Origin of the sequence: Methylophilus sp. 3sh_L, from assembly GCF_046766015.1 — a bacterium.
Taxonomy (GTDB): domain Bacteria; phylum Pseudomonadota; class Gammaproteobacteria; order Burkholderiales; family Methylophilaceae; genus Methylophilus.
Genome location: NZ_JBKOUF010000001.1, coordinates 98,284 through 112,796 on the forward strand (window position 1 = coordinate 98,284; position 14,513 = coordinate 112,796).

Genomic DNA, 14,513 nt, shown 5'->3' on the forward strand with positions numbered 1-14,513 from the left:
TTCTTATTATTTAAGCTTGAGTGGCAAGCCTGCCGCAATAAAGCTGACGTGGTCGGCAACCGCAGCTACATGCTGGTTTAAACGGCCTTGCTCATCCTGAAATTGGCGGTTGATTTCGCCTAGCGGCACAATGCCCATGCCCACCTCGTTGCTGACCAGGAATACCTGTGCTTGCAATTGCGGCAAGGCATTCAGCAAGGCCTGTTTTTCGGCCTGCCAGTCCAGCCGTTCCGGTTTGTCACAATCTGGGCAGATACATTGCGCAAGCCATAAGGTCAGGCAATCCACAATCAGGCAGGTGTCGGGTGCATCATTTTCCAGCAAGGTCTGGCCCAGGTTAAATGGCGCTTCTACCAAGCCCCAGTAAGGCGGGCGGCGGGTTTTGTGATGTTCCACGCGTTTGGCGAACTCATCGTCATAGACCTGCGCGGTGGCAATATAAGTCACCGGCATCTCAAGCACAGAGGCCAGACGCTCGGCGTAGGCACTTTTGCCACTGCGGGCGCCGCCTAAAATCAAATGGGTGCTCATGTGTCGCTCCTTTGCTGTTGCCAGCGTTGCATGATGGCTTGCAGTTGCGGCAGGCCTTCGCTAAATAGCGCGGGGCCAGGCTGCAAGATATCAACAGATTTGATTTCGTAAACATGCTCGTCACGAATCGCAGGCATTGCATACCAGCCTTCGCGTGTTTTGACTTTTTCTGGCTGAAATTTCTTGCCGCACCAGGAGCCGATGATGATATCCGGTTGTCTGGCCAGCACTTGTTCTGCGGTGACTGTACGGTCACGTGCGCTATGAAAGGGGCTGAGTTCGGGGAAGCAATCTTCGCCACCGGCGGCGGTGATCAACTCCGCCGCCCAGCGGATACTGCACATCATGGGCTCATCCCACTCTTCAAAATACACCTTGGGTTTGTGCGTCCAGGTGGCCGCTTGCTGCCGCGCAGCTGTCAGTTGTGCCTGGTAAGTGGCTACCAGCAGCTCTGCCTTCTCGCTGGCGCCAACCAGATCGCCGACGGTCAATATCATCTGCAAGGTTTCATCCAGGCTGCGCTGGTTAAACACATGTACCTGGCAACCGGCTTTGATCAGTGAGGCCGCAATCTCAGCTTGCAAGTTGGAGAAACACAGCACCAGGTCAGGCTGCAGTGCCAGGATTTTCTCAATATTGGCACTGGTAAAGGCGCTGATCTTGGGTTTTTCTTTGCGGGCAATGGCGGGGCGGGTGGTGAAGCCAGAAATGCCGACAATACGGTCCTGCTCCCCCAGCAAGTAGAGTACTTCCACCGTTTCTGTCGTCAGGCAGACAATCCGTTGAGGCCAGTGTTTCATGGCTGGGCCTCGTTATTCTTCCAGCCGTTTTCCATCAGCATCTCAGAAAGCGGTTTTTCTGTGGTCCAGCCTTCTTCCACCAGCATGGGTGATTTGTAAAATGTATTCACATAACCCAGGCATAAAATCGCTACTGGTTTGGCGCCTTCTGGCATATTCAATAACTGCGCCAATTGTTGTGGGTCAAACAGGCTGACCCAGCCCATGCCTATGCCTTCTGCACGTGCAGCGAGCCACAAGTTTTGAATTGCGCAGCTGACCGAAGCAAGATCCATTTCCGGCAATGTACGACGGCCAAAAATATGTTTTTCGCGCTGGTCGCACAAGGTGGCGACCAGCACTTCGCCGCAATCGAGGATTCCTTCCACTTTAAGCCGCATAAACTCGGCCATGCGGGCCGTGTTGTCATATTCACCAATCGCTTGCGCTGTAAATTTGCGCTCTTCATCGACCAGCTTGTGGATGGACTGACGCAAAGTGGCATCGCTAATGCGGATAAAACGCCAAGGCTGCATGAGACCGACACTCGGCGCGTGATGGGCCGCCTGCAATAATTTTTGCAGTAACTCGGGCGCAATCGGCGTCGGCAAAAAGTGCCGCATATCGCGCCGCTCAGCAATCACTTTGTAAATCGCCGCTTTATCGGCCTCAGAATAAGCAAAACTCATGGCAGGAAAAACTGTGCGGCCAAGGCTGGGTTAGACGGGAAGTAAAAGTGCAAAAAGCTGGCGGTGATGCTACCTTGTTGGTAGACCGGTTCACCGGCGCCATATTTGCCTCTGCCTTGTGCGATCACCGGCAAGTGAGTTTCAAAGCGGCCGTAGTGAAAGGTATGCGCGCCTATGCTTGCTGTTTCAGCGTTCGTTGTAAACGTGGCATGCTGTGTGCCCAAGCCTTGTAGTTTTGGTTGAATCTCAGCGCTACCCGGCAATAGGCCAAACACAGGGCGGCCATTCAGCGTTTCAGCCAATGAGAGCATGCCGCCACACTCGGCCAGGAGTGGTTTATTCGCCTGAACGGCAGCATGCAAACCTTCACGCATGGCGGTGTTGTGTTGCAGTTGCTCCAGATGCAATTCCGGGTAACCGCCCGGCAGCCAGTAAGCATCTGCCTCGGGCAAGTGCGCATCATGCAGGGGTGAAAAGAGCTGAATGGTTGCACCCAGGGTTTGCAGCAGATCGAGGTTGGCCTGATAAGTAAAGCAGAAGGCGGTATCTTTCGCTACAGCAATGGTTTTGCCTTGTAGTAATGGTTCAATGACTTGTTGTGCTGGCGCTGCAAATTGTACGATGGGTGGCAACGGAATCTCTAGTCCGAGCAGTTGAGCCGCCGCTTCAATGCGCTGATCAATATCGGCAATTTCCTGTGCAAGATGCAAACCGAGGTGACGCTCTGGCAGGCTCAGTTGCGTATCATGTGTCATCGCGCCTAGCCACGGAATATCCGCTGGCAAGGCCGCTTGTATCATCTTGGCATGACCCTCACTGCCGACCTGGTTGGCGATGACGCCTGCTTTTTTTAAAGCTGGCCTGAACGCATACAAACCATAAGCTATCGCTGCAAAGGTTTGCGCCATGGATTTTGCATTGATCACCAAACCGACCGGAATGCTGAAGCGCTCAGCAATATCGGCACAAGAAGGGGTGCCATCGTAGAGCCCCATGACGCCTTCGAGCAGAATTACATCGTTTTCCTTGGCGGCCTTGTGTAGCAGCCGTTGTGCATCGGCTTCACCACACATGCCCAGGTCGAGGTTGTAAACGGGCTTGCCAGTCGCCACTTGCAGAATCATGCCGTCGATAAAGTCAGGCCCGCATTTAAAGGCTTGCACGCGCAGGCCACGGTTTTTATAGGCCCGCGCCAAGGCCGCGGTGGTCATGGTTTTACCCTGCCCCGATGCCGGCGCTGCCATTAGCATGGCATGGCAGGATGCTACGGTCGCTTGCATTACAGGTCTATCCCAGCCTGGGCTTTAATGCCTGCGCGCCAGGCATGTTTCACGTCCATGAGTTCAGACACAGTGTCGGCTGCATTTCTCAAGGCTTCAGAAGCGCCGCGGCCAGTGATCACCACGTGCTGCATGGGCGGACGGTTGGCAATGGCGTGGAGGACCATTTGCTCGTCCAGGTAACCATATTTGAAGGTGTAGGTGAGCTCATCCAGCACCACCAGCTGAATGGCTGGGTCTTGCAGCATCCCGGCCACAATCTGCCAGCCACGCATGGCGGTTTCGGTATCGCGCTGGCGGTCTTGGGTGTTCCAGGTAAAGCCTTCGCCGAGCACATGCCAGGTGACAGCAGGGTGCTGGCGGAAAAAAGCTTCTTCGCCGGTATCTGAGCGGCCTTTGATGAATTGGGCTACGCCGACACGCATGCCGTGGCCCAGGGAACGCGCAACCATGCCAAAGGCAGAAGAACTTTTGCCTTTGCCGTTGCCGGTGAGGATGAGTAGCAGGCCTTTTTCTTGATTGGCCTGCTCGATTTTTTCATCAATGACCGCTTTTTTACGGATCATGCGCGCCTTGTGGCGGCTGTCGCGGTCATTGGTTTCCATGATGCAGTGTATAGCTTAAGCGTTTTCGCGCACGGAACGCTTGGCCAGGCCAAACACCACATGTGCAATCAATGCCACAACCACCCAGAATGCAATCGCTTCGAGCTGTTTTGGGAAGTATTTCACCAAGCGTGGCACAAATTCAGCCAAGGTTGGGTCAGGATAACGGCCACCAAAGAAGTAGAAACCACCGCTTGAAAACAACTCGGCAATCGCCGATGCAACCACGACGATACCCGTCAATTTAAAGAGACTGCTGAATGCCCATGTGGTATTTTCTGCGGTCCAGCGGCCAGCCAGCCACATGGTGCCATAAGCTGGTAACAAAAAGCCATAGGCAGGCGTCACACAGAAGTTGCTCACGCCACCCCAGGTCACTGCTGCCATATCCAGGCCAGCGCACAAAGCTAGCAGGGCAACAAACATGATTGTCGAGCGCAAGTAATAGCCGGCAATAAAGAACGCTGCGTAAGACGCACTAGGCAAAAAATCGATAGAAGCAAAATGATGGCCGCGTGTGACGATGACCATCAGTGCAATAGCAAGCGCAATTGCCAGAGATTGGGTTGAAATTTTACGTGGCATGCCAACGACTCCAAAATTTAAGATTAATCACAAGGGGTGAATTTTAGCCCAATTCGATTAGGCCTTGGGCAAAATCCACTTTGCCAGTTACTTCATGTCGTAGTTCAGGCTCACAAAGATATTAGTGCCCATGGTGTTGTAAGCAATGTTTGCAGGTGCAATAGCCAGCACATAGTTTTTATCCAGTATGTTATTGGCTCTCGCTTGGAGTCGCCAGTTTGTATTGATTTGATAGGCTAAGGTTGAATTAAGTAAGGCATACCCACTCATCGGTACGTTATTTGCTGTGTCGTTATAGCGTTCAGACGAAGCCGTGAGTTCGCTGGACCAGTCCCAAGCACCATTTTTATACTGCAAAACTACATTTCCATAACGTTGAGCACGTCTTGCCAACAAATTGTCAGTGGCATCAATTCGCGGAGACTGTATGGTGGCGTTGGCGGTGATTAACCATTGATCGCCAATCGGCATGCTGCCTTCTAAAGTCATACCCTGTATTTCAATCTTGCCGACATTGACTGCACAGCCACTCGTAAAGCCAGCGGGGCAGCCTGAAGTGACGGTTTGGATGAAATTGCGAATATGGTTATCGAATGCTGTCAACTTGGCTTGGAATGTCTGGCCCTGATAACGGACACTGGCTTCGAGATTGTCGGCTTTTTCTGATGGTAAAGTTGAGTCGCCAAATCTGATGGCATAAAGTTGGTTAAATGTCGGTGCCCTGAAAGACGAGCCATATTGCGCAGTCAATCGCCACTCTGGCGATAATGCATAACCATAACCCATACCACCAGTAGTGAAGTTGCCAAATTGACTGTTATGATCTTCACGAAGTGACAATTGAGTGCTGTGCGCATCCAAATTACCTACATAACCGAGAACAAATGCATCATTGTTACGACCTCTATTCAGAGTGTCCCTGCCATTTGACTGAGTCACGACATCCTGCTCCAGCCTGTCGTAAGCGAACGTCACCATACCGTGTGTCAAGCGGTAGTCGTGCTGCCAGGAGAGCTGGCGTTGCTCGGTTTCAATATTGCTATTAAGTGAAGCACTGCTAATGCTGAAGGATCGGTCAAAGCCAACGTTATATTCCAGTTTGCTGTTCCAATGTTCAGTCAGTGTGTTTTTTAACGCAATGCCATAGCCTTGCTGATGACGTTCCAGATAGTTGCCACCTGCATAAGCATTATCGTATTGGTTGTGACCTTTGCTTTCCAGATAATGTATGCCCACAGAATGACCAGGCGCGAGCTCCAGGTCTGCATATGCTGAACTACTAAAGTTATAATACCCATCTCTATCTTTATCAAATACTGATGGCGGGTTTTTCTTTGCAGAGATGCCACGGGTGTCGTAATTGCTGACTTGGGCCCCCAGTTTTAAAGCCTGGTATGTAGTATCAAAACCTGCATTCCCCGTGTAGGAGTCGTAGCTGCCCGCACCAGCGCTTCCGTAAATATGTGTTTTATTACTTTTGCCGCGTTTAGTGAAAATCTGAACAACGCCACCGATTGCATCAGAGCCATAAAGGCTAGAAGCGGGGCTGCGTAGAATTTCAATCCGCTCTATGAGTGCCAAGGGGATATTTTCAAAGGCGGTCGTACCAGTCGTCCCGGAGTTGATGCGTACACCATCAACTAACACAATCAGTTGATTGTCATTCGTGCCACGTAGTGAAATATTGCTACTTGTCCCCATACCACCATTTGTGTAGGTTTGAACGCCAGGTTGCAATCGCAGTAAATCTGCTAAAGAGCCGCCTTGTAATCGATTGATTTCCTCTCTATCGATGACGGTGATATCGCCAGTGACTGTTTTCGTGGACTGTGCTGTTCTGCTGGAGGTAACGACTATTTCGTCCAATGCCGTGATGGTGTCATCTGCGGCGTAAGTGTTGATGGGCAGAGCTGAGATTAGCCCTAATAATGCTATTTTTTTCATTTAAATTTCCTGTGCGAGTGCAAAGCCACTCAGTCAATGCTGTGTGGCGCTAAGTCAATTAGAGCTATTAAAAGTCAGCTTTTAGCCCCACTCGCCAGGTTCGCGCAAAATCTATTGGGTAGATTGTGTTGTCTTGTACTTGAATAGAGTTTTCATGCTCAAAGATATTATTAACTGCTGTGTAAATATTTAAGTTTTTATATTGATAACTCAATGTCAGATTGGTTGACTCATAACGATTCTGTTTTTGATCGAAGTTGTTTTGTAGATCGTTAAATGCGTAGGCTTTAGCGCGCCATGTGTGGTTCAAGTTTAAGGCAATATTATTCAAAAATTGATAGTTAATGTTTGCAACGGCAGTGTGTTTAGGCACACCTGGCAAATCTTTATTTTTGATTAAAACGCTACCGTCATTGTCACTATCGATCATTGCGCGCGTGAAGGTGTAAATGATGCCTGTACTTAACTGATCAGTTAGCTTTAATTGGTCTTGAATTTCTAAGCCATATTTATGTGATCGATCAATATTTGTATTAGTGCCAAAGAACCCCATTGTTGGGTTGTAAAAAATTTCGTTAGTTAGCCTAGCGTAAAAACCAGAAACTTTGAAACGGTTGGTTTGGGTGACATGATTTAAACCAATATTCAATGTTTTGGATTTTGCAGGCACGATATCTGGGTTGAAGCCAGAGCCGAAGTTAAAGAAGCGATCTATATCTGGAGCTTGGAAGGCATAGTTCAAATTCGAGAACAGCGACAACTCTTGATTCAATTTGTAGTTAGCACCTACATCGAATGCTTCTAAAGTGTGCTCTTTGTTTATGGATTGCGAACCAAAAGATTGCAACCGGTAATTGACACGTTCATGTCGCGCGCCTGCAGATAGCGTGAGATTGTCTAATTGATATTCTGTTTGTGTGAATAAACCAAGATTGTTTTTGCTGCTTTTATCTGAGATGCGCTCCATTGTTCCGTCAAAGCTTTGTGCGCCTATGATTACCTTTAAGTTTTCTGCTGCAAATTTGAACAGCAGCTCATCACTTTTGTAATTATAGGTACGTAGTTGAGAGAATGGAAATGGAGGTTGAGGGGAGTCAAAGAAGGAGGTCTTGTGCTGATTGTTGTGAGCGTAACTGACCATCAGCCTCTCATTGATGTCATATTCCAAGCCTGCACGCCACTGGTCCATTTCATAGCGCTGGAATGTATAAGCATTACCGCCATTTTGACGTGGATTGTCATCAAATTCTGCTTTAGTGAGTGGGCCTACATAATATGTACTGATTCGAGCGCTTGTTGCATCAGCCTTTAAGCGAAGTTTATCTATCGGTTTGATGGTTAGTTTGACATTTTGTGAAGTGCTGTCGAAGCTATCACGTTTTCCAAAAATATCCTTCTTACTAAACCCATCATAACTATCATCGGATGCGCTTGCTGAGAGGGAGATATATTCGCTGGCAATACCTCCGGAAATATAACCCGACTTTTGACCATAATTGCCCAAAGAGCCGACGATGGAAATACCAGTTTTGTCCTTGGTGTATATTTGGATAGCGCCTGCAGTTGCCCCATCACCATAGATGACCGAGCCACTGCCTTTACTAATTTCAATGCGCTCAATGTTACTAAGTGGTATTGCGCCAATCAGTTGCGGTGACATGTCTATGTTATTTAAACGTTGACCGTCCACGCTTACGACAACGTTCTGATAGCCGTTTTCATTGCCATAACCACGCAAATTCATGAGTGGTGCAGCTTTGTTGCCAAAGCCAGATAGCATATTTAATGCAGAGTATTTAGCAAGAAAATCATATAAGGTACTTGCGCCAGATGCTGCTATTTGTTTTGACGTGTGAATTTCAGATGTGTAGGTTGTCTCTGTGTCTTTGCGCTCAAAACCAGATGACCTGATGGTGACTGTATCGACTTCAAGGTCTTCAGCAAAGACCGGTGAAGTGAGTAGCGTGGCAACCACGCTACATAAAAGCTTTTTTTTCATTTTCTTATCCCTGTGTCACATGCGACCCCGCATGTGGGTTGATGGTCAATACCGGGGAGTCAACAGAAAATGAATAAACGCATCGCTTGTTGCTAAGCCATGCCTTCATTATGATCAGAAACCGTCACCCCGCGGTATTGCAATTTAAGTCGCTAGGCCGGTCTCCGGGCTGGCAAGTTTTGATCTATCGCCTTCCCAAGTTTTCACTCAGTGGCATATGGATAGACCCGCACTTGCTTACCGTTGCGGGGGCAGCACAGGCATTGCGAACGAGGTTCGCGCACCTGTTTCCCAGTTTCACTTTGGCTGCGGGAAATGCAGCTTCAAGCACCTGACAACTGGTTTGCATTCTAGTCTAAAGTGCTTGCTTTGACCAGTTGCCTCTTGGCTTGCAGGGCGCTTTAAATTGTTAACTTACTTTGAAAAAATGCGCTTAGCTATTGACCACACTCGTTTTTTTAAAAGATAATGGGCTGATGGATGCCGATTTAAAAAGTCTTGAAGAGCGCGTGACGAAGCTGATTGCTTTGTGCGGCCAGCTGCGTGACGAGAACGTGGAGTTACGTCAGGAGGTGACGCGCCTGCATAAGGAGTCACAGTCGCTGAAGCTCAATATGACGCAAGCCAGTGTGCAGTTGGAGCGGCTGTTGTCGGCATTGCCTGAGGAAGGTCGTTAGTCATGGCAAAGCAGCCAATTGATATTGAAATCATGGGTCGCGCGTTTAGCGTGACTTGTACTGACGAAGAGCGCGACAGCTTGTTGCAGGCAGTGGGCTACCTTGATGGTAAAATGCGCGAGATTCGTGATGTAGGCAAGATGGTGAGTGTGGAGCGTATTGCCATCATGGCTGCGCTTAACATTACCCATGAGTTGTTGAATACGCGCAGTGGTGGCGTAGATGTTGGTGATGTGAAAAAACGTATTTCTACCATGCAGCAACAGATTGATGATATGTTGTCTGGTCAGCACAAACTGTTGTAATCCGCTTCATTTCACAAAATTTTAACCGTCATTGATATGAAATGGCGTATCATAAAAACGGTGTGCTAAGGCGTTGCCTGAGTCCAAAATTCCTTGAACTAGTCTTTGTTATAGGTTTCGGCTCATCAGGTGCGGTGCGATCGCACTAAGTTGGGTGGTCTTTTAAGACTCCCTTGGCGTGCGAACCTAATGTACCTTAGGCTGTTACCACCTGAACTTTTTGGTTCAGGATTAGCGGCTCAGGTAACCCCTTAGCACATCTTTTCCGCATCATTCTTCCTGCTGTATTACCTCAGTGCGTGATATTTGAGGTCTGCCAAGCTAATGATTTCCAGGCAGTTTTCATGGCAAGACTCTAAAATCACTGGCGGCGCATAGCCTGCTTCACTGGCTTCCAGCCATCTTTTTGCGCATACACACCAGCGGTCGCCGGCTTTGAGTCCGGGAAATGCATATTCAGGCCGTGGCGTGGATAAATCATTGCCTTGAGCTTGTGAAAACGCTAAAAACTCGTCTGTCATTTCTGCGCAGACGGTATGCCTGCCCATGTCTTCCGCATGGTGGCTGCAACAGCCATCGCGCATAAATCCTGTGAGCGGCTGGGTGCTACAGGGGATCAACAGGGTGCCTAATACGTTTTTTGTCATGATTTTCAACTGTACTCTAACTTGGTTTATGATACTGGCATTTAGATGTGTAAAGAAGGTCTTTCAGCATGGCGCGTTACTGGTTAATGAAATCCGAACCCTCGGACGTCTCAATTGATGATTTGGCAGGGTTCACCAACCAGACGGTAGATTGGTACGGGGTGCGCAATTATCAGGCGCGGAATTTTATGCGTGACCAGATGAAAGTAGGCGATGGCGTATTGTTTTACCATTCCAATTGCGACCAACCAGGCATTGTCGGTATTTGTGAGGTCAGTAGCCTGGCTTATCCAGACCGCTTTCAATTTGTAGCAGGGCATAAGTATTTTGATCCCAAGGCTACGCCAGAAAGCCCGCGTTGGTTTAATGTGGACGTCAAGCTCGTGCGCAAAACCCGGTTGTTGAGTCTGAAAGAGATGCGTGAAACGCCTGCACTCGCCCAGATGCGCATCCTGCAAAAAGGGAACCGCTTGTCGATCACCCCAGTCGATCCCCAAGAGTGGACATTCATAACCGAGCTACTGAGCAAATAATTCTTTTAGGCGAGCGTGGCAGCATATCCAAATATGAGCATGAAGCGAAGAAAAGCGGTCCTGTACATCCTGGTTGCCGGTTTTATGATTGTTCTCGTGGGGGTATTGTTGTTTCTCTGGATTTACTTTTCCAGCATGCGCGAAATGCACCAGACGACGCGTAACTTCTATGAGCAGCCTTTTACCGTATCCAATGCGGCACAGGCCCTGGAATCTCACCTGCACCAGATCCGCAGTGACTTGCTCTATGCCACATTGATCCAAGCCGATAGCGTACATTTAATCAACACTGTGGCTTTGATTAAAGGGCATGAGTTAGCCGCCCAGGAAAAAATTTCCAACATTGCGCGTAATTATTCTGGAGATCCGACCCAGTTACCCAGGCTCAGGCAGCACTTGCTGGCTTTGGATGAAATGACAGCGCTGGTGATTAAACAATTGGCAGACGGGCATTATGCCCAAGCCAATGCCTTGCTTGAGACTGCCTGGAATGCACGCTTTGCTAAAGTGGCCGAATTAAATGCAGCGGTGCTGGCGCACGCTGACTTGCGCGCCAATGAGTATGTGGCCGAGAGTGAAAAGCGCATGGCTAGCCATACCCGCAGGGGCATCACCTATGCAGCGTTGCTGGTGTCTTTGTTTTTGCTGGTGGGTCTATTTGTTGGCGGGCGCATTTATCAGTTGCATCTAGAGGCGGACAAGTTTGCCTTTACCGATTTTTTAACCGGCATCGCCAACCGTCGGCATTTTATCCATGAGCTGGAGTCCGAGATCCGCCGTTTTCAGCGCTATGGTTCGCCGTTTTCGTTTGCGATGGTGGATATCGACTTTTTCAAGAAAATCAATGATCAGTACGGACATCATGCCGGCGACCTGGTGTTGCAGAATTTTTGCCTGCGTTGCGTGAGCGCTTTACGCACCAGCGATATGGTGGGCCGCCTCGGCGGGGAGGAGTTTGGCATTTTGATGCCGATGGCAGACCTGAACGAAGCTGCACGTGTGATAGAGCGCTTGCGCTCGGAGATTGATCATAGCGTGATGAGCGAGCAGGGTGAGCAGATTCATTACACAGCCTCTTTTGGCCTGGTCTCTACGGCGCAGCTGGGACCGCAGGATGGGCTGACGCAGCTGATGAGGATGGCTGATTTCGCCTTATATACCGCCAAGCAGCAGGGGCGTAACCGCGTTTATATTGCTAACCACTAGCGATCATTATTTGCACGGGAATTTTCTACTCTAGGCATGGTCATCAATGCCTATGACTCCACATCCTCTCCAATTAACCCGTCGCAGCTGGATCGCTGGTCTCACGGGCCTCATCCTGTCGGCATGCCGTCCCGTAACGTTGTTAAATGCAGTGATTCCCGACAAAGGGATGCACGTCCATCGCAACATTGCCTTTGGGCCGCACCGCAGGCAACGACTGGATATTTATCAGCCACGCGATCAGGCAAGCACACCGCACCCTGTGGTGGTGTTTTTTTATGGCGGTAGCTGGGACTCTGGCAGCAAGCAGGACTACCTGTTTGTAGCAGAGGCGTTGACTTCGCAAGGGATGCTGGTGGTGATAGCTGATTACCGGCTTTATCCTGAGGTGAAATTTCCACAATTGATGCAGGATCCCGCCCTGGCGGTGCAATGGGTGCGGGAACACGCAGCCGATTATCATGGAGATGCCTCCCGCCTGTTTTTGATGGGGCATTCTGCTGGCGCACACCTGGCCGTCATGCTGAGCTTGAATCCAGTCTATCTGGCAGCGGCTGGCTTGTCGCCTGCGGTGATTAAAGGCACGGTGGGCTTGGCTGGACCTTATGATTTCCTGCCGCTGACCTCTGAGACGTTACGCGCCATTTTTGCGCCACCCGACCAGGAGTGGCAGTCGCAGCCGATCCGTTTTGTGCGCGGTCAGCATCCGCCCTTGTTATTGCTGGCTGGCCTGAAAGACCGCACAGTCTGGCCCCGAAATTCCATCAACTTGGCGCAGGCGCTTGAAGCGCAGGGCAGTGAGGTCACACTGCTGACTTATCCGAACTATGATCACGTTGATATGGTGGCCAAGCTGGCCAGACCATTACGAGGTAATAGCCCGTTACTTCAGGATATTTGCGGCTGGATGGCTCAGCATGCCTCCGCGTAATTTGCACGTGGTCTGGTTCAAGCGTGATTTGCGTGTGGCAGATCACGCGGCGCTGGCCGCGGCCTGTGCAGCCGGTCAGGTGCTCCCCCTGTTTATCTGGGCACCTCAAGTGTGGGCCGCAGAAGATGCCAGCCTGAGCCAGGCCTTGTTCGTCAAGGAGTGTTTACAAGCACTGGCAGACGCGCTGCATCAGATTGGATTGCATTTGCATGTCTATCACCATGACCCGTTGACGCTTTTGCAAAAGCTGCATGCAAAATTCGGGATTGCTGGACTGTATAGCCATGAAGAAACCGGTAACCAACAGACTTACGGCATCGACACGCAGGTGCAAGCGTGGTGCAGGGCGCAGGGAATCGCCTGGCGCGAATGGCCGCAAAATGGGGTGGTGAGGCGGCTGCAAGATAGGCAACGCTGGCAGGCGCATTGGGAGTCACGGATGCAGGCGCCCCTTAGTGCGTTACCAGCGAGGATGGTGGGCGTTCGGATACCCCATCACGGCCTGGAGCGGCTACCTGTGGTCGCAGGAGCGCCGCAAGCCGCGCGGCAAATAGGCGGTGCAGGGGTTGCTGAGTCAGTGATGGCAGATTTTTTAACGCGTCGTGTGCACTGCTACCAGCGTGGGCTCTCCAGCCCGCTCAGTGCCACGCGGGCGTGTAGCCGCCTCTCTCCGTATCTCGCCTGGGGTGCGCTCAGCCTGCCCACCTTGGTACAAGCCACACGTGCTGCTTCGCAACACACTGAAAATGTGGCGCAGCGGCGTCATCTACACAGCTTTGAGAGCCGCTTGCACTGGCATTGCCACTTCATGCAAAAACTTGAAAGCGAGCCGCGTATTGAGCATGAAAGCTTTTACCGCGGCTTTGAGGCCTTGCAGTACCGGCTGCCAGATGCCGAGAGGGTCATGCGTTTACAGGCTTGGCAATCTGGCCAGACGGGCTGGCCGCTGGTAGATGCCTGTATGCAGATGCTGAATCATAGTGGCTGGCTGAATTTTCGCATGCGCGCCATGCTCATGAGTACCGCCAGTTATCTGCTGCAACTCCCGTGGCGGCAGAGTGGGTTGCATCTCGCCAGAACCTTTGTCGATTACGAGCCCGGAATTCATTGGCCGCAAGTGCAAATGCAATCCGGGACGACCGGAATCAATACCTTACGGATTTATCACCCGGTCAAACAAGCGTTGGTTCAGGATCCACAGGGCCGCTTTGTGCGGCAGTGGATTCCTGCATTGCGCCAGGTGCCTGAGTGCTGGATTTTTGAACCCTGGCGCATGCCACTCAATTTGCAGCGGCAGTATGGCTGTATCATCGGCCGCGATTATCCTGCGCCCATGCTCGATATTGGCCAGGCGATCCAGGCGGCCAAACAAGACTGGTTTGCCATCAGGCAAGCCATCCCGCCGCATGACGTCTCTGCTATTTTGCAACGGCATGCCTCACGCAGATCGCGCCATTTCCCCAAAGTTGCGCGTGGACAAACGCGTAAAAACGCCGCTACCACCACCAATCAATCAGTTTCGCAACTTTCGCTACAGTTTTAGCCAGCAGTGAGGCAACCCCTACCTCGATCTGGCAGGCTGTGCTACGCCGTAGTGCGTGCACCGTTTTTGTGCACTGATTTTGTGCGCCGGTTTGGCTTTGTACTGACTGGCGCCCGTCTCAGGGCCAGCGTTATTTAAGATGATATACCCGATTGAGGGTGGTTTTATATTTTTATCCCATTGATTTTAATTAACATTTTATTCTTTTGTTGATCGCAATTTTATTGTGGTCACGCTTTGCTTTGCGCACATGTTCTGG

The 14,513-nt window shown here is 50.5% G+C and carries 15 protein-coding genes and 1 riboswitch; of the genes, 6 read left to right on the forward strand and 9 right to left on the reverse strand.

The features are described 5' to 3' along the window. Positions 1-6 precede the first annotated feature (6 nt). The 8 genes from cobU to ACIDF8_RS00490 form a co-directional block, all read right to left on the reverse strand. A complete protein-coding gene (gene cobU, locus ACIDF8_RS00455) occupies positions 7-531 on the reverse strand; it encodes a bifunctional adenosylcobinamide kinase/adenosylcobinamide-phosphate guanylyltransferase (protein WP_412008689.1) in 525 nt (174 codons plus the stop codon). Then, positions 528-1,331: a cobalamin-binding protein gene (locus ACIDF8_RS00460; protein WP_412008690.1), complete on the reverse strand. Its 804-nt coding sequence runs from the start codon at positions 1,329-1,331 to the stop codon at positions 528-530. The genes cobU and ACIDF8_RS00460 overlap by 4 nt, the downstream gene beginning before the upstream one ends. Then, on the reverse strand, positions 1,328-1,999 hold the full coding sequence (gene bluB, locus ACIDF8_RS00465; RefSeq protein ID WP_287032544.1) for a 5,6-dimethylbenzimidazole synthase: 672 nt from the start codon (positions 1,997-1,999) through the stop codon (positions 1,328-1,330). The genes ACIDF8_RS00460 and bluB overlap by 4 nt, the downstream gene beginning before the upstream one ends. After that, entirely contained in the window at positions 1,996-3,279 is a 1,284-nt protein-coding gene (locus ACIDF8_RS00470) for a cobyrinate a,c-diamide synthase (protein ID WP_412008691.1), read from the reverse strand. Before ACIDF8_RS00470 ends, bluB begins: the two co-directional genes overlap by 4 nt. Then, positions 3,279-3,884 (reverse strand): cob(I)yrinic acid a,c-diamide adenosyltransferase, encoded by a 606-nt coding sequence (gene cobO, locus ACIDF8_RS00475; protein ID WP_412008692.1) that lies wholly within the window; start codon positions 3,882-3,884, stop codon positions 3,279-3,281. The genes ACIDF8_RS00470 and cobO overlap by 1 nt, the downstream gene beginning before the upstream one ends. Before the next feature lie 15 nt (positions 3,885-3,899). Then, a complete protein-coding gene (locus tag ACIDF8_RS00480; RefSeq protein WP_412008693.1) occupies positions 3,900-4,469 on the reverse strand; it encodes a hypothetical protein in 570 nt (189 codons plus the stop codon). Between the two features lie 87 nt (positions 4,470-4,556). Next, the gene (locus ACIDF8_RS00485) at positions 4,557-6,413 is read right to left on the reverse strand and encodes a TonB-dependent receptor domain-containing protein (protein ID WP_412008694.1); all 1,857 of its coding nucleotides are present in this window, start codon (positions 6,411-6,413) and stop codon (positions 4,557-4,559) included. 67 nt (positions 6,414-6,480) lie between these two features. Then, positions 6,481-8,412 carry a TonB-dependent receptor gene (locus ACIDF8_RS00490; protein ID WP_412008695.1) on the reverse strand — a complete coding sequence of 644 codons (1,932 nt, stop codon included), beginning with the start codon at positions 8,410-8,412 and terminating at the stop codon, positions 6,481-6,483. A gap of 137 nt (positions 8,413-8,549) precedes the next feature. Further along, positions 8,550-8,762, reverse strand: a riboswitch (cobalamin riboswitch). 90 nt (positions 8,763-8,852) lie between these two features. On the opposite strand from ACIDF8_RS00490, the gene ACIDF8_RS00495 reads away from it, so the two are divergent. Together ACIDF8_RS00495 and ACIDF8_RS00500 are read left to right on the forward strand one after the other, a co-directional pair. Further along, entirely contained in the window at positions 8,853-9,089 is a 237-nt protein-coding gene (locus ACIDF8_RS00495) for a hypothetical protein (RefSeq protein ID WP_412008696.1), read from the forward strand. A 2-nt stretch (positions 9,090-9,091) separates the two neighbouring features. Further along, entirely contained in the window at positions 9,092-9,394 is a 303-nt protein-coding gene (locus ACIDF8_RS00500) for a cell division protein ZapA (RefSeq protein ID WP_412008697.1), read from the forward strand. Positions 9,395-9,681: 287 nt separating this feature from the next. On the opposite strand, the gene ACIDF8_RS00505 is transcribed toward ACIDF8_RS00500, so the two are convergent. Further along, a complete protein-coding gene (locus ACIDF8_RS00505) occupies positions 9,682-10,041 on the reverse strand; it encodes a DUF2237 family protein (protein ID WP_412008698.1) in 360 nt (119 codons plus the stop codon). A gap of 68 nt (positions 10,042-10,109) precedes the next feature. Here ACIDF8_RS00505 and ACIDF8_RS00510 point away from each other — a divergent pair, with 68 nt between their 5' ends. Genes ACIDF8_RS00510 through ACIDF8_RS00525 form a run of 4 tightly spaced genes read left to right on the forward strand, consistent with a single transcriptional unit; the run spans position 10,110 to position 14,254 of the window. After that, positions 10,110-10,574: an EVE domain-containing protein gene (locus ACIDF8_RS00510; RefSeq protein WP_412008699.1), complete on the forward strand. Its 465-nt coding sequence runs from the start codon at positions 10,110-10,112 to the stop codon at positions 10,572-10,574. A gap of 39 nt (positions 10,575-10,613) precedes the next feature. Further along, a complete protein-coding gene (locus tag ACIDF8_RS00515) occupies positions 10,614-11,780 on the forward strand; it encodes a sensor domain-containing diguanylate cyclase (protein ID WP_412008700.1) in 1,167 nt (388 codons plus the stop codon). Positions 11,781-11,826: 46 nt separating this feature from the next. Continuing rightward, the gene (locus ACIDF8_RS00520; RefSeq protein WP_412008701.1) at positions 11,827-12,711 is read left to right on the forward strand and encodes an alpha/beta hydrolase; all 885 of its coding nucleotides are present in this window, start codon (positions 11,827-11,829) and stop codon (positions 12,709-12,711) included. Then, on the forward strand, positions 12,698-14,254 hold the full coding sequence (locus ACIDF8_RS00525) for a cryptochrome/deoxyribodipyrimidine photo-lyase family protein (RefSeq protein WP_412008702.1): 1,557 nt from the start codon (positions 12,698-12,700) through the stop codon (positions 14,252-14,254). The genes ACIDF8_RS00520 and ACIDF8_RS00525 overlap by 14 nt, the downstream gene beginning before the upstream one ends. Positions 14,255-14,513: the final 259 nt, after the last annotated feature.